Source organism: Bacillus sp. BC08, assembly GCF_054326875.1.
This window is the reverse complement of record NZ_JBTGPA010000035.1, coordinates 458,701-479,330: the sequence shown is the minus strand read 5'-3', so window position 1 is coordinate 479,330 and position 20,630 is coordinate 458,701. Positions and strand designations below refer to the sequence as shown.

Sequence of the window (20,630 nt, the reverse complement as noted above, 5' to 3'; positions counted from 1 at the left end):
ACGTATCATTTCCTTACATCTTGTATACTTTTATACATAAAGTCCATCGCTTCTGTAACTTTTGTTCCAGGATTTGATCCAAATAAGCCTGGTGGCAAAATCACTACACGATTTTGTTTTACTGCATCTAAATTTTTCCACGCTTCATTTTTCATCATTTCGCCTTCAAATGCTTTTTTAACGCTATTTGGATCTCCATGTGTAATTAAATAAATCACATCTGGATTTGCCTCAATAATACGTTCTACACTTAGCTGCGCATATTGCGGATATTCCTTCATTTCCGGAAAATCAGCTGCAATATTTTTTCCGCCTGTTTTTTCTAAAATATCACCTGATAAAGATGTTGGTAATGCCGCTAAATACGTACCTGGTGCCCCATACACTAGCAATGCTTTTACATCGCTTTTTTTCTCATATGTCTTCATTTGATCATTAATTTTTTGGTTAAGTTCTTTTGCTTTATCTTCTTTCTTCATAATCGTTCCGTATAGTTCAATATTCTTTTGAATATCTAGTACAGAATTTGCAGAAGAAATCATTACTTTCGTTCCTTGTCTTTCCACCGTTGGAACATTCTTTTGAAACCCATTATTAGCAATAAGTACATCTGGCTTTAAGCTGGCAATTTGCTCAAAATTCGGCTGATGCGCATTCCCGATTACTTGTACTTTCTTTATATCCTCTGGAAGAGTTATTTTTGCATCCGGACGACCTACTATTTTTCCGCCTAACGCATGAATAATATTCATGTCTCCCATACTTAATGTTGCAAAACTCTCTGGCACCTTATCGAATGTTACCTTTCTTCCTGACAGGTCGGTAACTTCGATTTTCTCTTTTCCTTTTTCCGTTTTTGTTGCAGATGCTTTTTCGTTTTCCTTTGCATTGCAACCTATTAACAAGAAAAAAATAGATAAAATCGCTGTGAATAGCGTAATAGATTTTTTCATTCTTCCACCTCTAACTGATAATGATAATCATTAACTACTACTCTACTTTAATTGATAAGGATTATCATTGTCAATATAAAACGCATACATTTTCTAGAAAAAACAAAAAGCGTTACAAAAAAGATTCCTGCTTTTTATAACGCTCTATTTATCAATATTATTCACATTCGTTTTCCTCTAACTCATCTCGCATCACTTTCACACGCTGGAAGAAAAAGAAGGATAAACTTAAAAATATAACGATGCTCCCCATCATAACAAAAGATTGTATTGCTTCTTTTGCTCCATTCGGAATCAACAAGCCAACCATTAACAATGTACTTACAGCGAGAAGAATTTGTCCGAAACGAGTATAATCTGCTATTTTTTCTTGTAATTCTTTCATCATATTCTCACTCCTCCATTTCACTGTATCATATTCTATTACACTTAAAGACAAGTAAATACAGACATTCTGGGAGATGTTTTCCAAAAGAAAAAGAGCCGCTTTATTGCGACTCTTTCATAAGCATTACTCTCCTTTATATGCTTCCATATAAATTTCTTTCAGCTCTGAAATAAGAGGTAATTTTGGATTAGCTGTTGTACATTGATCTTCAAAAGCTCTTTCTGCTAATAATCCAACAACCTCTTCAAACTGGTCTTTAGCAACTCCTTGTCCCGCGATACTCATATTAATATTTAAACTTTTTCCAAGTTCAATAATTGCTTGGACGAGTGACTCCACGCCTTCTGTTGTTGAGCCTGCTGGAAGCCCAAGCATTCTCGCAATATGTGCATAGCGTTCATCAGCTACAAAGTACTCATATTTTGGGAACAATGCGTGTTTTCTTGGCTTAATAGCATTATAGCGAACTACGTGCGGCATAAGAATTGCATTCGCACGCCCATGCGGAATATGAAATTCCGGTCCAATTTTATGTGCTAAGCTGTGATTAATACCTAGAAAAGCATTTGCAAATGCCATCCCTGCAATTGCAGAAGCATTATGCATTTTTTCTCGTGCTTCTTCGTCATTTCCATCTTTAAATGCTCTTGGTAAATATTTAAATACGAGATCAATGGCCTTTAATGCAAATCCATCTGTATAGTCATTTGCTAGAACAGACACATACGCCTCGATTGCATGCGTTAAAACGTCCATACCAGTGTCTGCTGTTACATGTGGTGGTACTGTCATTACAAACTGTGGATCAACAATTGCTACATCTGGTGTTAATTCATAATCTGCGAGTGGATACTTTATATTATTTTTCTTATCTGTAATAACCGCGAATGGCGTCACTTCTGATCCTGTTCCTGATGTTGTTGGAATGGCAACAAACTGTGCCTTACTTCCTAATTTCGGATATTTACATGTACGTTTTCTTATATCTAAAAACTTCTGTTTAATTCCATAGAATGTTGTTTCTGGGTGCTCATAGAAAAGCCACATCCCTTTCGCTGCATCCATCGCTGAACCACCACCAAGTGCAATAATTACATCTGGCTTAAAACTTCTCATCATTTCCGCACCTTTAAAGACAGTTTCATCTGATGGATCTGGCTCAACCTCAAAGAATACTTCAACTTTTACATCATTTGCATGTTTACGTAAATAATGCGTAACCGTATCTACATATCCGTGCTCAACCATTCCTGGATCCGTTACAATAAATGCACGTGAAATGTTAGGCATATTTGCTAAATATGCTGTCGCATGTTTTTCAAAATAAATTTTTGGTGGTAATTTGAACCACTGCATATTCTTTTTTCTATTTGCCAACCTTTTTATATTTAATAAATGCGTTGCTGTTACGTTTTGAGAAACTGAGTTTTTCCCATACGAACCGCAACCAAGCGTAAGTGATGGAATAAATCCATTATATATGTCACCGATTCCACCTTGTGATGAAGGGGCGTTTACAATAAGACGGCAAGCTTTCATACGTAATCCAAACTGCTTTTGTACTTCTTTATTTGTAGAATGAATGACTGCTGAATGTCCTAAACCACCAAGGTCTAACATGTCTTCGCAATATGTAAGTCCCTCTTCTAGTGAATTTGCTTTTACACAAGCTAATACTGGACTCAGTTTCTCACGAGATAGTGGATATGCTGCTCCGATACCCTGTATTTCAGCTACAAGCATTTTTGTATTTTCAGGCACAGCAATTCCAACTAATGCAGCAATATACTGTGCTGATTTCCCTACAATATCACTATTTACTGCACATGTATTTTCATTAATAACAAGCTTTTCTAATTTTCTTCTCTCTTCTTCTGTTACAAAGTAACAATTGTTTGCAATCATTTCTGTTTTCACATCATCATAAATTTCCTTGTCTACAATGATTGCTTGTTCTGATGCACAAATCATACCGTTATCAAATGTTTTTGATAAAATTAAATCATTAACAGCTCGTTTTATATGCGCTGATTTCTCTATATAGCATGGTACATTACCAGGACCTACACCTAGTGCTGGTTTTCCAGTAGAATAAGCTGATTTCACCATACCTGCTCCTCCAGTTGCCAAAACAAGCGCAACACCTTCATGGTTCATTAATTGTTTCGTTGCTTCTACAGAAGGTTTTTCAATCCACTGAATACAATGTTTTGGTGCACCCGCCTTCACCGCTGCATCATATACTGTTTTCGCCGCTGCAATGGAACAGTTTTGTGCTGAAGGATGAAATGCGAAAATAATTGGATTTCTCGTTTTTATCGCGATCAATGCTTTAAACATTGTTGTCGATGTTGGATTCGTTACTGGCGTTACCCCAGCTACTACACCGACAGGTTCCGCAATTTCTATTATTTCTTCATGAGGATCTTCGTGAATAATCCCTACTGTTTTATCTTTCTTTATGCTATGCCAAATATATTCAGTAGCAAAAATATTTTTAATGCATTTATCTTCATATACACCACGACCCGTTTCTTCAACAGCTAACTTCGCAAGCGGCATATGCTGATCAACACCTGCTAATGCCATTTCATGAACAATGTTGTCAATTTGCTCTTGTGTAAAACTTTCTAATGCTTGTAAGGCCTTTTGACCGTTATTCACTAACGTATCAATCATCTCTTTTACTTCCTGCATTTCATTTACAACTTTCTCTTTGACTACCATGTAAATTCCTCCTATTCAGCTACTATGGACTAAATAAGACCCTATAGGTCATAATAAGTCCCGATTAGCGCAAAAAAAATAGAATTGCTTTCCTACATGAATCTCATTGTTTGTGAAGTATTTCACAAGTTTGTTCGTGAGTAATACTTCATGAACTTAATATACATGAAATTATTTCATTTGTGTATGTCTTTTTTGTGAAATATTTCACAAAATAATATAATAAAAATGCACTGCTCTATATGGGCAGTGCATTTTTATTACGCTAGCGCTTGTGCTAAATCTTCAATTAAATCTTCACCGTCTTCAATACCGACAGAAATACGAATTAATGTATCTGTAATTCCTAATTCTTTGCGGCGATCTGCTGGGATTGATGCATGTGTCATTTGAGATGGGATAGAAATTAAACTTTCTACTGCTCCTAAACTTTCAGCAAGTGTAAAGTATTGTAATTTCTCTAGTACTTTATTTAATGTTTCTTCACTATCTACATCAAATGAGATAATAGCACCAAATCCATTTGCTTGTTCTGTTGCTAATTCATGGTTTTGATGTGATGCAAGACCTGGATAATATACTTTATTTACTTTTGGATGGTTATTTAAAAACTCAGCAATTGCACGTGAATTCGTTTCATGCTCTTCCATTCGAATTCCTAATGTTTTTAAACCACGAAGTAGTAAGAAGCTATCTTGCGGGCCAAGAATGCCTCCTGTTGAGTTTTGTACAAAGTGAAGGTCTTCTGCTAATTGCGGGCTATTTACAACTACTAGGCCTGCAACTACGTCACTATGACCTCCTAAATATTTCGTTGCACTATGAAGTACAATGTCTGCTCCTAAAGAAATCGGCGACTGCCAATATGGCGTCATGAATGTGTTATCGATAATTGTTAATAAATCTTTCTCTTTAGCAAGAGTAGATATTTTCTTAATATCAGTAATTTTCAGTAATGGGTTCGTTGGTGTTTCCACATAAATCGCTTTCGTGTTTGGACGAATTGCTTCTACAACTTCCTCTAGATTTGTTGTATCTACAAATGTATGCTCAATACCGAAGCGATTTAATACTTTCGTGATAACGCGGTACGTTCCACCATACACATCATCTGTTAAAATAACGTGGTCACCTTTTGAGAACAACATAATTGTAGCTGTAATAGCAGCCATTCCTGAACCAAATGCAAAACCAGCATGACCGTTTTCTAATACAGCAATCATTTCTTCTAAAGCTGCACGTGTTGGGTTGCCTGTACGTGAATATTCATATCCTTGATGCTTACCAACTGCTTCTTGTTTGTACGTACTTGTTTGATAAATCGGTACATTCACAGATCCAGTCGAAGGTTCTCCTATGCGAATACCATGAATTAACTTTGTCTTTGCTCTCATTTTTTATTCCCATCCTTTGTATATGTCTTTACTTAAATAGCGCTCACTACTATCAGGAAAAATCGTTACAATGTTTGTACCTGGCGCCGCTTTCTCTGCTTCAAGTAAACTTGCATGAAATGCTGCTCCTGACGAGCTCCCAACAAGCAGTCCTTCTTTTTGGGCTAATTCCTTCACTCGTAAAAATGCATTTCGATCAGAAATTGTATGAATTTCATCAAAATAAGATGTTTTCAAAAATGGTGGGATGAACTCAAGGCCAATCCCTTCGGTTTCATGCGAACCAGCTTTACCACCATTTAAAATGGACCCTTCTGGTTCCACAATAACCGTTTTTATATCTACATTTTTTTCTTTCAAATAAGATGCAGTCCCCATGAATGTACCACCAGTTCCTGCCCCAGCAACAAATATGTTAATCTCTCCGTTCAGTGCCAACCAAAGTTCAGGACCTAGTGTTTTGAAATAAGCACGCGGGTTTGCTTCATTCGCAAACTGACTTGGAGAGTACGAATTCGGTATTTCATTTACTAATTCTTTTGCTTTTGCAATTGCACCGGTCATTCCTTGCTCAGTTGGTGTATGCACGACCGTTGCGCCTAGTGCTTTCATTAATTCTTGTTTTTCAATACTAAATTTCTCTGGTACACAAACAATAACGCGTAAATCATATTGTAACGCTGCAAGTGCCAGTCCAATACCAGTATTTCCAGCAGTCGGTTCAATAATTGTTCCACCCTGGGTAACAAGCCCTTTTTCTAACGCATCTTCGATTAATTCTCTTCCTAAACGGTCCTTAACGCTTCCACCTGGGTTATAAAATTCAAGCTTTGCAAATAAACGGACCCCTTCCGGAAGTGAAAAACGAGTAATTTCTACAATTGGTGTATGACCAATCAACTCATGAACTCCACGATATACATTCATCGTGTTCTCCCCCTTATTTGCCAATAAAGAAAAGGCAACTGTATGTATTTTCTTTATATGAGACAGTTGCCTTTTTGTTACATTACTTTAACTCTTCTAGTACTTTTACGATAAAGTTTGTAGAATGAAGAGCTGCTTGATCTAAAAATTGATCAAATGAAACATTTGATTCTTTACCAGCAATATCAGAAAGTGCACGAATAATAACAAACGGAACTTCATATTGGTGGCATACTTGTGCAACAGCTGCTGCTTCCATTTCTACTGCATAAAGATCTTCAAATTTATCACGAATTGCTGCAACGCGGTTCGGATCACTCATAAATGAATCACCTGTTGCAATCATACCTTTTACAACTTGAATATTTTCTTCTGCCTGCATACATTTCTCAGCTAGTGCAACTAATGCTTCATCAGCCTTGAATCCAGGCGGCATTCCTGGTACTTGACCATACTCATAGTTAAATGCTGTTACATCTACGTCATGATGACGAACTTCTGTTGAAATAACTACATCTCCAACATTTAGAGAATGATGGAAGCCACCAGCTGAACCCGTATTAATTACTTTTTCAGGCTTATATCTTTCTAATAAAATTGTCGTTGACATCGCTGCATTTACTTTACCAATACCAGACTTTAACAAGATTACTTCATGTCCTGCTAATTGTCCTTTCGTAAATTCACAACCCGCAACCGTTTCTGTTTCTGCTTGTTCTAATTTGTCACGTAAAATACGTACTTCTTCTTCCATTGCTCCAATTACAGCAATTCTCAATCTAATCCCTCTTTCTATTGCTTAGTTGCCTCCATTACCCAAACGAAATGATTTAATCTCGTAAACGTTACATGGAAGCCATTGTTTTCAAAAATAGACTGCATGACTGGAATACGTGTATAGTATTCCGTTTGCAAATCGTTCGCTAACTGATGAAAGCCTCTTTGCTTTGCTGTTTCAACAGTTTTATCATATGCATCTTGATCTGCAAATATCGTATCAGCAAACACTATTTTACCACCTTTGTTTAGCAATTGACTATACTTCGCAATCGCTACATTTTTTTCATCATCTGTTAAATGATGAAATGCATAGGTGCTTACTATGGTATCAATTGAATTTGGGACTTCAAAAGAAAGAAAATCACCTTCTGTAATGGAAAACTCTTGCGGTAATTTCTCTTTTGCAATCATACGCATTTCACGTGACGGTTCTATACCGTAAACTGTGCGGCCAGCAAGTAATAATTGATTTGTTAAATTACCTGTACCAACACCAAATTCTAATACATTACCAAATGACTTGTTAACTACATCCTCTAGAATGTCCTCATAACGGGCGAAAACTTCTTTATATTGTATATCTTCGCCTTGTACAAACGAGTCGTACGTATGAGCCCACTCATCAAATAAACCATTAAATTCTGTACCCATAAAAATTCCCCTTTTTCTTATCGGTTTTATCAGTATAATATGCCCTCTTTCCAAAAATGTCAATTGAAATGTACATGGTATTTCCTTCTTTTCTTTGTTACACTATAGTTGATTACATAGGAGAGGGGTCGTCTTCGTGTCATTTACCTTTGAAATGTTAGAAGATAAAGTAGAGTTTTTCGAAGCAGGAGACTTAGCTTCTTTGGAACGAAAAATTAGTGAACAAATCGATAATAATAAAGCACTTATGCTTGAAGTTCATCACATCTCGCATCAAATGGTTATGGATCCCGAAAGCAAAAGACCATATTATAGCGCGGTTGTTCATTTTAAATTAAAGAAATTACGCTAACTAAAAAAGAGAAGCCCCTAAGGAGCTTCTCTTTTTTAGTTTAGAGTTTGAACAAGTACTGGTTTCCAGCCCTCATTGTCTACCCAATCAATATTCACATAATATTTTTTGCCTGATTGTTTATCTTGTACGTTACCGTAAGCTTTATTCTTACCGTTATTTCCAATTCTATGGATAACTAATTGCTCTACTGGAACGTCAATTGCAGCTGAAATAGCTTGATTCATCTCATTCCAATCTGCTGTACCTTTTTTAAACGTCATCGCAGGTGTTGCACCTTGCTCTGTACCTACTGGCTTCCAAGAAGGTTTCGTATAAGCGTCAGTTGCCTTTGGCTGTGTTTTTTCAGCTGATACTTTCTCGTTAGCTTTCGCTTCTTCTTCAGCTTTTTTCTGTTCTTCTTCAGCCTTTTGCTTCTCTTCTTCCTGCTTCTTAGCATCTGCCTCATCTTGCTCGTTCTTCTTCGTCTCTTCTTTACCTTTAGCTTTCTCAGTCTTATTCTCTTTCGTTGTTTGCTGAGCTGCTTTTTTATCACTAGAAGACGCTTGTTCTTTTCTTTCAGGAACAAACAATTGATATGATACAATAGCTACTAATATTAATACAATTGCGATTGCAATATTTAAAACACCGTTTTGACGACGTTTTTGTTGTTTCTGTTGGAATCTAGATCCTCCTGCCATTCTTCAAACCTCCATGCAGTTTTTCATACTTGCTATTGTAACATTAAATCTAGAAAGGTTGAACATTTACAATAATATTTTCACGAAATGAAAACATTTCACTATGAATTGCAAGATTACTTTTCATTCTCTAATCGATAGATTGATTCTACGATAGCTTTGAAAATAGGTGTAACTTTATTTTCACCGCTATTCGTTTCTATATCCACGACAACTAAAGCATATCTTGGGTTTTCATATGGAAAATAACCTGCAAACCAACGATTCACTTTCGTCCCTTTTCCTGTTTGCGCTGTCCCAGATTTCCCGGCGACACTTAGTGGCAACGACCTGAATGCTTCTCCTGTTCCTTTCTCTGTTGTTACAACGCCTCTTAATAACTCTTGTAATGTTTTTACCGCTTCATACGAAAGCTGTTTTCCACCTAATGTATGGTCTTCAAATGTATAAAAGTCCGTTCCATTTTTATACATTATTTTTTCCACAGCTTTCACTTCCATCTTTTCTCCATCCCTAGCAATCGTCGCCATCATATTTGCAAGCGCTAGAGGTGACATACGTACATCTTTCTGTCCAATCGCTGTTTGCGCTACCGCCTTTTTACTATTCTTATTTCCTTCACTCCCCCAAATCGTACCCTTCTTCTCCTCTGGCATTTGCTCAAAATGAGTTGTATGAAATACAGAACCTTTCCATCCAACCTTACCAGCGGCTCCTAAAGCTGCTACGTAAGTTTCTAACACCATCTTATCCTTTTGTATTAGCTCATTACCTAACTCTGAAAACGTCCTGTTACAGCTTCTAGCAAAGCTCTCTTTAAAACTAAGTGTACCCATCATAACTTGCGGGTTGTCTTCACCATATAAATCTTGATTACAATTAAATGTACGATTTAACACATTTTCATTTTGATCAATCATTGCCGCTGCAACTATTGTTTTAAAAACAGAACCGGGAAAATGTGGTGTTAACATTTGATTTTCAAGTGTAGTTGTATATAAGCGCTCATCCTTCACCTGCACAGATGGTTTACTGACCATCGCTAAAATTTCATTTTTCTTTACATCAAGTAATACTAGTCCTCCCTTCTTTATTTCGCTTGCTTCAACCACTTCTTCTGCTTTTTGCTGTAACCCGTTATGTAAAGTAGTTTGAATCGTCACTGGATAAAATGGATTTCCTGACGCAGTATATTTCGCTTGTTTTCCAAAAATCGGTTCTCCTTGTCGGTCCACTTGATACAATACTTTCGCCTCTCCATCGGTCAAAAGAAATTCATCAAATGATTGCTGCAATCCTGAAATGCCAATTGGCGTTTTCCTTGAAATTTTTCTTACTTCTCCGTATCGTTTTTGAAATTCTCGTTCATTCTCCCCCACATTGCCAATTAAATGATTCATCGCGTCAGTTTTCCGTAAACGAACTTCAGCTGCTACAATACCTAATACATTTAATTGATTCACCTTCTCCATCTGCTCTCGTGCCAAGTGAAATGGTCCATCTCCCCTTTGCATGATAAATGCACTTTTCTTGTCTTTCATTTGACTTTCAATCTCTTGTCTCGACACACCAATGATATGCGCAATTTTCTCTAACATGTCATTTTTTATTTGTAGAAATGGAAAAACAATTAAAACAGGATACTTTTTCTCACCTATTTCCTTACCGTTCCGATCTATAAAATGACCTCGTCCATCATCTACCGTAATGGACTGCGTCCGTTGTGTAACACTTTTTTCAATTAAATTTATCTTACGATCTGTAAATGATTCTGTATCTATAATTTGTATTTGAATTAAACGACAAAGTAAAATAAACATGATACATATAAAACAAATTAAAACAATTGTGATTCTCCGTTTTATTTTCATAAAAAAACACCTCGTCTATTATAGTTTGGACGGAGTGTTTCATCTTTTATACAAATAAAAAAATCACTCGCTTTTTCACGAGTGATTTTTTATTATTTTACAGAGATAATCTCTACTTGCATTTCTCCACCTGGAGTTTGGATTGCTACCTTCTCACCAATTTGCTTACCTAATAAGCTTTTTGCAATTGGAGAATCGTTAGAAATTCTTCCTTCAAATGGATCTGCTTCTGCGCTACCTACGATTGTGTAAGATTCTTCATCTCCACCTGGTAACTCTTTAAATGTTACTGTTTTACCTAATGTAACAACTGTAGATTCTTCACCGTTATCTGTGATGATAACTGCGTTACGAATCATGTTTTCTAATTGTGTAATACGTCCTTCTACGAACGCTTGCTCATCTTTCGCTGCATCGTACTCAGAGTTCTCAGAAAGATCTCCGAAGCTACGTGCAATCTTAATACGCTCTACAACCTCTTTACGTTTTACCGTTTTTAAATCTTCAAGTTCGTTCTCTAGCTTTTGCTTACCCTCTTGCGTCATAGGGTATGTTTTTTCTGTTGCCATATTTTCCACTCCTTTTATATACCAATCCCCCGAAAAAAAGAGGAGTTCCATATGAAAACTCCCCCACTTATATATATAGCGGAGGTTTCTAGCACGCCTGTACTAGCGGAGTTGTCACATACAACCCCGTATTCCCAATTCTTCTTTATATAAAGAAGATATGTATGGAAAGTTGATATAAATATGCCCTCACCTATATATAGATGAGGTTGCATGTTTCATTGTATTCGATAGGAAGGGAAAAAATCCCTTCCTATCGTATATCTTTTACTATGCTATTACAAATTTACTTTTTGTTCAAGAATTGTTGCAATTTTTGTCACCATAATATCAATTGCAACATGGTTTTGTCCACCTTCAGGGATAATAATATCCGCAAATTTCTTAGAAGGCTCAATAAATTGATTGTGCATTGGACGTACAACACTTACGTATTGATCAATAACTGAATCCATAGTACGACCGCGTTCTTTAATATCACGCTGCATACGGCGTAAAATACGAAGATCTGCATCTGTATCAACGAATAGCTTTATGTCCATTAACTCACAAAGACGTGGGTCTTCTAAAATAAGAATTCCTTCTAAAATGATTACATCTTTCGGCTCAACTGGAATAACTTCTTCTGAACGCGTATGCAATGTATAGTCATATACAGGCTTATCAATTTGCTCATATGCAAGTAACTGCTGCAAATGTTCAATTAACAGATCATTATCAAACGCAAGCGGATGATCATAATTTGTTTTTAAACGCTCTTCCATTGGTAAATGGCTTTGATCTTTGTAATAATAATCTTGCTCTAAGATTAAAATAGAATGACCTTTAAAATGGTCAAAAATCGCTTTCGTTACACTCGTTTTACCTGACCCCGAACCACCAGCAATTCCAATTACAACAGGCTTATTCGTCCCCATTCGACTATCAACTCTTTCTTATTGAAGTATGCTTTTGCGCATCATATTATTCACATACACTGGTTGATCCACTTTGAATTTCACGATTTGCAGCGGATGTCTCGCTGCATCTAATTCGTTTCCATCCTCATCCCAAATTTTCTCCACCGTCTGCGTAAAGTTTTCTATTTCTGGTCCAAAGAACTCCACTTCGTGTCCTGGTTTGAAATGATTACGTTGCTCAATCGTTACGATGCCCGTTTCTTCATTATAATCTAACACTAAACCAGCGAAATCATACGTTGTTTTCTTACTATGATTTCCAAACATTTGCTCTTGATGTCCTGGAACCCCTTCAAAGAATGCCGGAGCTGTATCACGATTTGCACATTTATCAAGCTCATCCAACCATTCTTGTTTAAACTCAAAATTATCCGGATCCGCACAATACGCATCAATTACTTTACGGTATACCGTTGCTACAGTCGCTACGTAATGGATTGATTTCATACGTCCTTCAACTTTTAAGCTATCAATTCCAATTTCAATCATTTTTGGAATTGATAAAATTAAATTTAAGTCTTTTGGACTCATTGCAAAGTGAGCATCTTCTTCTTGGAATAGAGGAAGCTCTTTTGCATCTTTATGTTGTGATACTGTTTGAACTAAATCATAGTCCCAACGGCAAGATTGACAACAACCACCACGGTTAGAGTCACGTGCTGTCATATGGTTACTTAACGTACATCTGCCTGAATATGCGATACACATTGCACCATGGACAAATGCTTCAATTTCAATATCCACTTTTTCTTTAATTTCTTTCATTTCTTCATAGCTTGCTTCACGAGCTAACACAAGACGATGTAAACCTTCTTCTTTCCAATACTGTGCCGCTTTCCAGTTGGATAGTGATTGTTGTGTACTTAAATGCACTTCAACAGAAGGCGCTACACGTTTACAAGTCTCAATAATAAGCGGATCAGCAACGATAATTCCCGTTACGCCAGCTTTTTCAATCCCTTTTAAATATTCCTCTAGCCCGTCCATATTTTCATTATGTGCAAAGATATTTGTTGTTACATATATTTTTGCTCCATATTTCTTCGCAAATTCAACACCTTCTGCCATATCTTCCAGTGTAAAGTTACCTGCATTCGAACGAAGACCAAATTCTTGTCCACCTAAATATACAGCATCTGCCCCATAATGGATAGCTACTTTTAATTTTTCTAAGTTACCCGCAGGGATTAACAGTTCAGGTTTCTTCACAATAACGCGTTTGCCATCGATCACTCGTGAAATTTCTTGTACAGTCATTTCCTACACCCTCCTCGTTTAGTAAACCGTCTCTTTAAAGAAGAATCCTGTGTCTAACGGACGATTTACTGGTTGCATTTCTTCTATCTCTTTATATAAATCGTCTTTCACGTCATAATACGCATCACGATCTTCTACACATAAATCAATTGCTTTACGATATTTCTTCGTTACCTCAATAATGTATGCAGAGCTTTTTAGTACACCATCAATTTTTAAGCTATTGACTTCAGCATCAATTAGCTCTTCTAACTCATCGATGAAACAAATATCGTTTGGACTCATAATGTGAGTACCATTTTCATCTTCATAAATTGGATATTTATTGTTACGCTCTGGGTCATATAAGAACATATTCTCTTCATATTTTTTCTTTTCAATGTCAAGATTACGTCCTTGATACTCAAAGTAGTTTCCTACTAATGAACGCTTCGATTGGAACATACAAGTCATACCGTGAATTTGTACTTCAAGTTCCACTTCAGCATTTTCTTTTAATTCAACAATTTCATCTAAACTAAGCTCACGAGCTAATACAGCACGTTTGGCTCCCCTTTGTCCCCAGTAGTTACAAGTAAACCAGTTTGTTGCTGTTGTTTCTGTATTCCAGTGCAATTGCATATTTGGCGCTACTTCTCGGACCGCCATTAATACTGCTGGATCTCCGAAAACAATTGCATCTACACTTACTTCGTTTAAAAATGCAACATAATCTGTTAATGCGTCTACTTTATCATTGTGAAACATAGCGTTCATTGCTACGTATACTTTCACACCGTTCTCATGTGCAATCTTCACAGCTTGTTTCACATCTTCACGTGAAAATTCCCCTGCTAAACGTAAACCAAACTTTTGCTCACCGATCATTACCGCATCTGCTCCTGCTTTCGCAAGAGGTTCGATATCCGCCACTGCTTTTGGCGTTACTAACAATTCAGGTTTCTTCATACCTTGGTCACCCTCTCTTTTTACTAACAGCTACTCCATCACCAATTGGGAAAATCGTTGTATCATATCCTTCATGATTCATAAGCCATTCATTGTACGTCTTAATACGACGGATTAAACCACGTGTACGTCTGTTTTCAATTTTCTCTTTTGTCGTTACAAGCCCATGGTACATAACATTATCTGAAATAATTACGCCACCAGGATTTAATAACGGTTCATATAAGTCAAAGAAGCGACGATATTGTCCTTTTGCTGCATCAATAAAAATAACATCAAATGTTCCATGTTCTTCTACTTGCTCACCTGTTTCTAAAGCATCACCGTAAATAACAGAAATACGCTCTTTAACTGGTGAACGTTCTATATATTCAAGTGCTTTTTCATATCGCTCGCGATTGCGTTCAACTGTCACAATACGAGAATTTGGAATAACTTGCATCATACGAATACTAGAATAACCAATTGCTGTACCAAGCTCTAAAATACTTTTTGGTCCAATTAAACGTAAAAATTGCAGCATAAATTCCATTCCAAGTCGATCCATAATCGGCACATGATTTTCTTTCGCATAGTCTTCCATTTCAAGAATTAATTTATCTTTTGGATCAATAAATGATAATAGGTACTCGTTAACTGCATCCTCCATAATGGTCCTCCTTATTTACATGGAGAAGTGCCTCTATGACGTCTTTTCACACATAGAATGCAATAAAAATACAAGCCAGTTTCACCCTTAGCTTGTACGTCCCGTTTTGATATTAAAAACGATTCTTCTGCCAGTTTTTAACCCGATATATTTTACCACAAAAAAGAGGGATGTGCGACTTTTTTCGCTATCCCTCCCCATTTCACTGTTTTTTCGTAATATATTTTTGCTTTAATGCATTATGCTCTTCTAATGTTTTCGCATAGTACACTTCACCAGTTGGTGCAGCTAAGAAATAATAATAATCTGTTTGCGCAGGCTCTAACGCCGCCTCTACTGAATGTTTACCAGAGTTTGCGATTGGACCAACTGGCAATCCTTTCACAACATACGTATTGTACGGTGAGTTTATCTTTAAATCTTCGTATAATACACGTTGTTTATGCTTTCCAAGTGCGTATAATACCGTTGGATCAGTTTGCAGTGGCATACCTTTCGCTAAACGATTATAAAAGACACTAGAGATTTTTTGACGATCTGTAAAGCCTGTTGCCTCTTCTTCAATAAGTGAAGACAATGTTAACAGCTGATGAACATCCCAGTTCTTCGCTTTCATTTTCGCCTCGTTTTGAACAATGATTGCATTCGTTTTTTCAAGCATCGGAATTACAATTTCTTCTAACGTTGTATCTTTTTTATAGAAAGAGTACGTCGCAGGATATAAATAACCTTCTAATGGATATTTAATATTGCTATCAAAGATTTTATCCGTTAATAACTTCGGATACTTTTGCTGCATTTTTTGAATAAATGCTTTATCGTTTAATTGACGTACAACATCATCTTTATTCCACTTTAATTCGTTTGCAACCATTTCTGCAATTTCAGTTACTTGCGCCCCTTCTTTTATCGTCACTTTATAAAGAGCTGGACGATGAACGTTACCAGATGACATTTGTTCAATTACATCTGAAGCACTCATTGAAGGATTTAATAAATATGTACCCGCTTGTAAATTTTTCGATTTAGCCTTTGTATAAAAACTAAAAACTGTACCGTTTTTCACAGCACCTTTTTCTTCTAAAATCTCACCAATTTTACTAGTAGATGATCCCTTGGGAATTTCTACTTCAATCTCTTTTTTATTCCCGCTATCAACTGGTCCTAATGCGGATGAAATATACGCATAGACTGAACCACAAACTAAAAGCAGTGCAATAATCGAAAATAAAAAAAGACGTCTACGCTTCTTTTTCACTTGATTCTCTATCAACACTCTTCCTCCTTAATTAAATTGTAGACCGTATGTATATCTTTCTATACAACACGACATAAAAACACAATAAATTTATTTATCTTTTTGAGATAGACATTTTATTTTTCTACAATCCGTCTCATTATACTACAAAGGATTGCAAGGTTTCGACAAAAAATCTTTCATTTTACATATAAAAAAAGATGGACTATATGTCGTCCATCTTTTCAGTACTTATTATTCAGCTTCTTGCTCATCAGCTAGAGTGTTGAACATTTCTTGTACCATTTCCCACTCTTCTTCAGATTCGATTGGAAGTAAACTTCCGCCCTCTTCTTCATTTTGCTCATAAGCCATTGCATCATAAATTGGGTCTCCATCTTCGTCTACTTCACCGATTGGAGAGAAGACTACGTATGATTTTTTGCCAAATTTTTCAGCATCAAAAGTGAAAATAATTTCACATAAATGTTCGTTACCTTTTTCGTCTACAATTGTAATTTGATTTTCTTCCATTTTGGTCACCTCTTATTTACTATCTAAAAATCCTTGTAAGATTACGACTGCAGCCATCTTATCGATTACTTGCTTTCGCTTCTTACGACTTACATCAGCTGAAATGAGCAGACGTTCCGCTGCCATCGTCGACAAACGCTCGTCCCACATTACAACGTCTAATTGTAACAGCTCTCGTAGGTTTTCTGCAAATTGTTGGCACGCTTCACCACGTGGGCCAATTGTACCATTCATATTTTTAGGTAAACCTACTACTATTTTGTCCACATTGTACTGCTTTACTAACTCAGAAATACGATCAAAACCAAAGTGGCCTCGTTCTTCGTTAATCCTGATTGTTTCCAGTCCTTGCGCTGTCCAGCCCATTTCGTCGCTCATCGCAACTCCGACTGTTTTTGTACCTACATCTAAACCTAATATCCGCATAAATTACTCCTCACGATGATGTTTCAAGTAAGACTTCACAAGCTCTTCAATTAACTCATCACGTTCAAGCTTGCGAATGATGCTTCGTGCATCTTTATGGCGAGGTATGTATGCTGGGTCTCCACTTAATAAATAACCGACGATTTGGTTAATCGGATTATAACCTTTTTCTTGAAGTGCATCATACACAGTTAAAAGTACATCATTTACATGGACACTCTGTTTTTCATCTTGAATGCTAAACTTCATTGTTTTATCAAAACCGTCCATTTCAAGCACCTCACTTATATAGTAAGTATAGGGAGAAGAACTTCTCCTCTCCCTACCATTGTACACTACTATCTCTTTATTTTGAAACAGATTTAACGTACTCTTGTACAAATGCTAAAGCTTCCTCAACTTGCGCTGGGTTTTTACCGCCCGCTTGTGCCATATCAGGACGGCCACCACCGCCACCGCCACAACGAGAAGCTACTTCTTTCACAAGTTTACCAGCATGGTATCCTTGGCTAATTAAATCTTTCGTTACGCCAGCTAAGATGTTTACTTTATCATCATTTACAGACGCTAATACGACAACTGCAGATTCTAATTTATTTTTTAGGTCATCCATCATCGTACGTAAGTTGTTCATATCTGCAACATTTACTTTTGCTGCTAATACGTTCACGCCATCAACTGTCATTACTGAATCAGTTAAGTTTCCAGCTTCAATATTGCTTAATTTTGCCGCAAGAGATTCGTTTTCTTTTTGAAGTTGTTTTACTTCAGCAAATAAACCGTCAACTCTTGTTAAAATATCTTTCGGATTTGTTTTCATTTTTCCTGCTGCTTCTTTTAATAAACCTACTTGATCGTTCATTAATTCGTATGCAGACTTACCAGTTACCGCCTCAATACGACGAGTTCCTGCACCGATACCAGACTCAGCAACGATTTTGAAAATACCGATAGAAGCTGTGTTATCAACGTGACAACCACCACAAAGCTCTAAGCTGTAATCGCCAACTTGTACAACGCGTACAACATCACCGTATTTTTCACCGAATAATGCCATTGCGCCCATTTCTTTCGCTTCTTCGATTGCTTTTTGAGAAATCTCAACATCAATACTTTCCCAAATTTTCTCGTTTACGATACGCTCAATTTTTTCTAATTCGTCAGCTTGTACTTGACCGAAGTGAGAGAAGTCAAAGCGTAAACGTTCAGAAGTTACAAGAGAACCCGCTTGGTTTACGTGCGTTCCAAGTACGTCTTTTAATGCTTGGTGTAGTAAGTGAGTTGCTGTATGGTTTTTCACAACGCTACTACGGTTTTTCGTATCAATGATACCTTTCACAGCAGCATCTTTCGTTAATGTACCTTCTTCAACAACAACTTTGTGCAAGTTTTGACCGTTTGGTGCTTTTTGTACGTCTTTTACAAGAACTTTCACGCCGTCAGCAAGAAGGTAACCACGGTCTGCAATTTGTCCGCCGCTCTCAGCATAGAATGGTGTTACATCAAGCATTAATTGTCCTTCTTCACCAGCTTGTAAGCTGTCTGTGTATTCGCCGTTTTTCACAAGTGCAACAACGTTACTTTCTGTTGCAACTGTACCGTAACCAACGAACTCACTCGCTACTTTCACTTCTCCAAGGACACCGCCTTGAACTTGCATAGAGTCAACGTCTTGACGAGCAGCACGTGCGCGCTCACGTTGTTTTTCCATTTCATTTTCAAAGCCTTCTTGATCAACTGTCATACCAGCTTCTTCTGCATATTCTTCTGTTAATTCAATCGGGAAACCGTATGTGTCATATAGACGGAACGCATCTACTCCCGAAATAACAGTTGTTTTTTCTTCTTTTGCTTTTGCGATAACTTCAGCTAAAATTGCTTCACCATCATGAAGTGTTTCGTGGAAACGCTCTTCTTCGTTTTTCACAACTTTTGCGATGAAATCTTTCTTCTCAAGTACTTCTGGATAGAAGTCTTTCATTACTTCTCCAACAACTGGCACTAATTCAAACATGAATGGACGGTTGATGTTTAATTTCTTCGAATAACGAACCGCACGGCGTAATAAACGACGTAATACATAACCACGGCCTTCGTTAGATGGAAGAGCACCGTCACCAACAGCGAATGTTACTGTACGGATATGGTCAGCAATTACTTTAAACGCCATATCTTTTTCTAAGTCACCATTACGATACTTCTCACCAGAGATTGATTCTGTTGCACCAATCATCGGCATGAATAAGTCTGTGTCAAAGTTTGTAGGTACATCTTGAACGATAGATGTCATACGCTCTAGACCCATCCCTGTATCGATGTTCTTCTTAGGAAGTGGTGTATATGAACCGTCTGGATTATGGTTAAATTGAGAGAATACAAGGTTCCATACTTCTAAGTAACGCTCATTTTCTCCACCTGGATATAATTCTGGGTCACTAAAGTCATTACCATAAGCTTCTCCGCGGTCATAGAAAATCTCTGTGTTCGGTCCACTTGGTCCTTCACCAATATCCCAGAAGTTTTCTTCTAAACGGATGATGCGCTCTTTTGGAACACCCATTTTCTCATTCCAAATTGTGAATGCTTCTTCATCTTCTGGATGGATTGTAACTGAAAGTAATTCTTTATCGAATCCAATCCATTTGTCGCTCGTTAAGAACTCCCAAGCCCAAGTAATTGCTTCTTCTTTAAAGTAATCACCGATTGAGAAGTTTCCTAACATTTCAAAGAATGTATGGTGACGAGCTGTTTTCCCTACGTTTTCAATATCGTTTGTACGAATTGATTTTTGAGCATTTGTAATACGTGGATTTTGCGGGATTACACGTCCATCAAAATATTTTTTTAATGTTGCTACACCACTGTTAATCCATAAAAGAGATGGATCTTCATGTGGAACTAGTGATGCACTAGGTTCTACTGCATGTCCTTTTTCTTGGAAAAAGTCTAAAAACATTTGACGAATTTGTGCGCCTGTTAGTTGTTTCATTGTATTTTCCTCCTTAAATATAAAAAACTCCCGCCCCTATAAAAGGGACGAGAGTTAACTCGCGATACCACCCTAATTATGAATTGATTACTATAACAATCAACTCATCACCTCATGGTGCCGTAACGTGGCAAAACGGCAGTGATTAGCTGCTCTCAGGATTAGCTTTCTGTTACCCTTCATTTAAAGCTTCTTTCAGCCATATGGAAGCTTCTCTCTATAAATGGACTGTAACGTACTTGTTCCGTCATTGATTTAATGTATTATATGACTAAATATAATAGAATTCTCTTAAGTTTGTCAATGTAGATAATCATTTATATTATATCAATTGCT

General features: G+C 36.9%; 20 protein-coding genes and 1 other annotated feature. Of the genes, 1 reads left to right on the top strand and 19 read right to left on the bottom strand.

The features are described from left to right. Positions 1 to 5 precede the first annotated feature (5 nt). From ACXVYO_RS20545 to ACXVYO_RS20515, 7 genes are all read right to left on the bottom strand, one after another. Positions 6 to 953, bottom strand: coding sequence for an ABC transporter substrate-binding protein (locus ACXVYO_RS20545; protein ID WP_458468351.1), 948 nt, complete (start codon positions 951 to 953; stop codon positions 6 to 8). A gap of 157 nt (positions 954 to 1,110) precedes the next feature. Further along, positions 1,111 to 1,338: a YrhC family protein gene (locus ACXVYO_RS20540; protein ID WP_458468629.1), complete on the bottom strand. Its 228-nt coding sequence runs from the start codon at positions 1,336 to 1,338 to the stop codon at positions 1,111 to 1,113. 126 nt (positions 1,339 to 1,464) lie between these two features. Then, positions 1,465 to 4,068 (bottom strand): bifunctional acetaldehyde-CoA/alcohol dehydrogenase, encoded by a 2,604-nt coding sequence (gene adhE, locus ACXVYO_RS20535; RefSeq protein WP_458468350.1) that lies wholly within the window; start codon positions 4,066 to 4,068, stop codon positions 1,465 to 1,467. A gap of 260 nt (positions 4,069 to 4,328) precedes the next feature. Next, positions 4,329 to 5,462 carry a bifunctional cystathionine gamma-lyase/homocysteine desulfhydrase gene (locus ACXVYO_RS20530; protein WP_061677223.1) on the bottom strand — a complete coding sequence of 378 codons (1,134 nt, stop codon included), beginning with the start codon at positions 5,460 to 5,462 and terminating at the stop codon, positions 4,329 to 4,331. Between the two features lie 3 nt (positions 5,463 to 5,465). Next, entirely contained in the window at positions 5,466 to 6,389 is a 924-nt protein-coding gene (locus tag ACXVYO_RS20525) for an O-acetylserine dependent cystathionine beta-synthase (RefSeq protein WP_073516577.1), read from the bottom strand. 82 nt (positions 6,390 to 6,471) lie between these two features. Then, the gene (gene mtnN / locus ACXVYO_RS20520) at positions 6,472 to 7,167 is read right to left on the bottom strand and encodes a 5'-methylthioadenosine/S-adenosylhomocysteine nucleosidase (protein ID WP_001217038.1); all 696 of its coding nucleotides are present in this window, start codon (positions 7,165 to 7,167) and stop codon (positions 6,472 to 6,474) included. A 14-nt stretch (positions 7,168 to 7,181) separates the two neighbouring features. Continuing rightward, positions 7,182 to 7,820, bottom strand: a complete 639-nt coding sequence (locus ACXVYO_RS20515; protein WP_063260761.1) for a class I SAM-dependent DNA methyltransferase — start codon at positions 7,818 to 7,820, stop codon at positions 7,182 to 7,184. A gap of 136 nt (positions 7,821 to 7,956) precedes the next feature. Between ACXVYO_RS20515 and ACXVYO_RS20510 the strand changes: the two genes are divergently transcribed. Further along, complete coding sequence (locus tag ACXVYO_RS20510; protein WP_000010984.1) at positions 7,957 to 8,172, top strand: YrzA family protein; 216 nt, start codon at positions 7,957 to 7,959, stop codon at positions 8,170 to 8,172. Positions 8,173 to 8,207: 35 nt separating this feature from the next. Here ACXVYO_RS20510 and ACXVYO_RS20505 read toward each other — a convergent pair whose 3' ends face one another. From ACXVYO_RS20505 to alaS, 12 genes are all read right to left on the bottom strand, one after another. Then, a complete protein-coding gene (locus ACXVYO_RS20505; protein ID WP_458468349.1) occupies positions 8,208 to 8,855 on the bottom strand; it encodes a YrrS family protein in 648 nt (215 codons plus the stop codon). A gap of 116 nt (positions 8,856 to 8,971) precedes the next feature. Then, a complete protein-coding gene (locus ACXVYO_RS20500; protein ID WP_458468348.1) occupies positions 8,972 to 10,726 on the bottom strand; it encodes a peptidoglycan D,D-transpeptidase FtsI family protein in 1,755 nt (584 codons plus the stop codon). A 92-nt stretch (positions 10,727 to 10,818) separates the two neighbouring features. After that, complete coding sequence (gene greA / locus ACXVYO_RS20495) at positions 10,819 to 11,295, bottom strand: transcription elongation factor GreA (RefSeq protein ID WP_000179964.1); 477 nt, start codon at positions 11,293 to 11,295, stop codon at positions 10,819 to 10,821. Between the two features lie 278 nt (positions 11,296 to 11,573). Beyond that, a complete protein-coding gene (gene udk, locus ACXVYO_RS20490) occupies positions 11,574 to 12,212 on the bottom strand; it encodes a uridine kinase (protein WP_000537082.1) in 639 nt (212 codons plus the stop codon). Positions 12,213 to 12,230: 18 nt separating this feature from the next. Further along, positions 12,231 to 13,511 (bottom strand): peptidase U32 family protein, encoded by a 1,281-nt coding sequence (locus ACXVYO_RS20485; protein ID WP_000217964.1) that lies wholly within the window; start codon positions 13,509 to 13,511, stop codon positions 12,231 to 12,233. Between the two features lie 18 nt (positions 13,512 to 13,529). Beyond that, on the bottom strand, positions 13,530 to 14,459 hold the full coding sequence (locus ACXVYO_RS20480; protein ID WP_458468347.1) for a peptidase U32 family protein: 930 nt from the start codon (positions 14,457 to 14,459) through the stop codon (positions 13,530 to 13,532). A 7-nt stretch (positions 14,460 to 14,466) separates the two neighbouring features. Further along, entirely contained in the window at positions 14,467 to 15,108 is a 642-nt protein-coding gene (locus ACXVYO_RS20475) for an O-methyltransferase (RefSeq protein WP_458468346.1), read from the bottom strand. Between the two features lie 202 nt (positions 15,109 to 15,310). Beyond that, positions 15,311 to 16,381 carry an endolytic transglycosylase MltG gene (gene mltG / locus ACXVYO_RS20470; RefSeq protein WP_458468345.1) on the bottom strand — a complete coding sequence of 357 codons (1,071 nt, stop codon included), beginning with the start codon at positions 16,379 to 16,381 and terminating at the stop codon, positions 15,311 to 15,313. A gap of 219 nt (positions 16,382 to 16,600) precedes the next feature. After that, positions 16,601 to 16,879, bottom strand: coding sequence for a DUF1292 domain-containing protein (locus ACXVYO_RS20465; protein ID WP_000392245.1), 279 nt, complete (start codon positions 16,877 to 16,879; stop codon positions 16,601 to 16,603). Positions 16,880 to 16,891: 12 nt separating this feature from the next. Continuing rightward, the gene (gene ruvX / locus ACXVYO_RS20460; RefSeq protein WP_001221203.1) at positions 16,892 to 17,305 is read right to left on the bottom strand and encodes a Holliday junction resolvase RuvX; all 414 of its coding nucleotides are present in this window, start codon (positions 17,303 to 17,305) and stop codon (positions 16,892 to 16,894) included. Positions 17,306 to 17,308: 3 nt separating this feature from the next. Beyond that, positions 17,309 to 17,575, bottom strand: a complete 267-nt coding sequence (locus ACXVYO_RS20455) for an IreB family regulatory phosphoprotein (protein ID WP_000348590.1) — start codon at positions 17,573 to 17,575, stop codon at positions 17,309 to 17,311. A 76-nt stretch (positions 17,576 to 17,651) separates the two neighbouring features. Next, positions 17,652 to 20,294 (bottom strand): alanine--tRNA ligase, encoded by a 2,643-nt coding sequence (gene alaS, locus ACXVYO_RS20450; protein ID WP_458468344.1) that lies wholly within the window; start codon positions 20,292 to 20,294, stop codon positions 17,652 to 17,654. A 40-nt stretch (positions 20,295 to 20,334) separates the two neighbouring features. After that, positions 20,335 to 20,554, bottom strand: a binding site (T-box leader). Positions 20,555 to 20,630 lie beyond the last annotated feature (76 nt).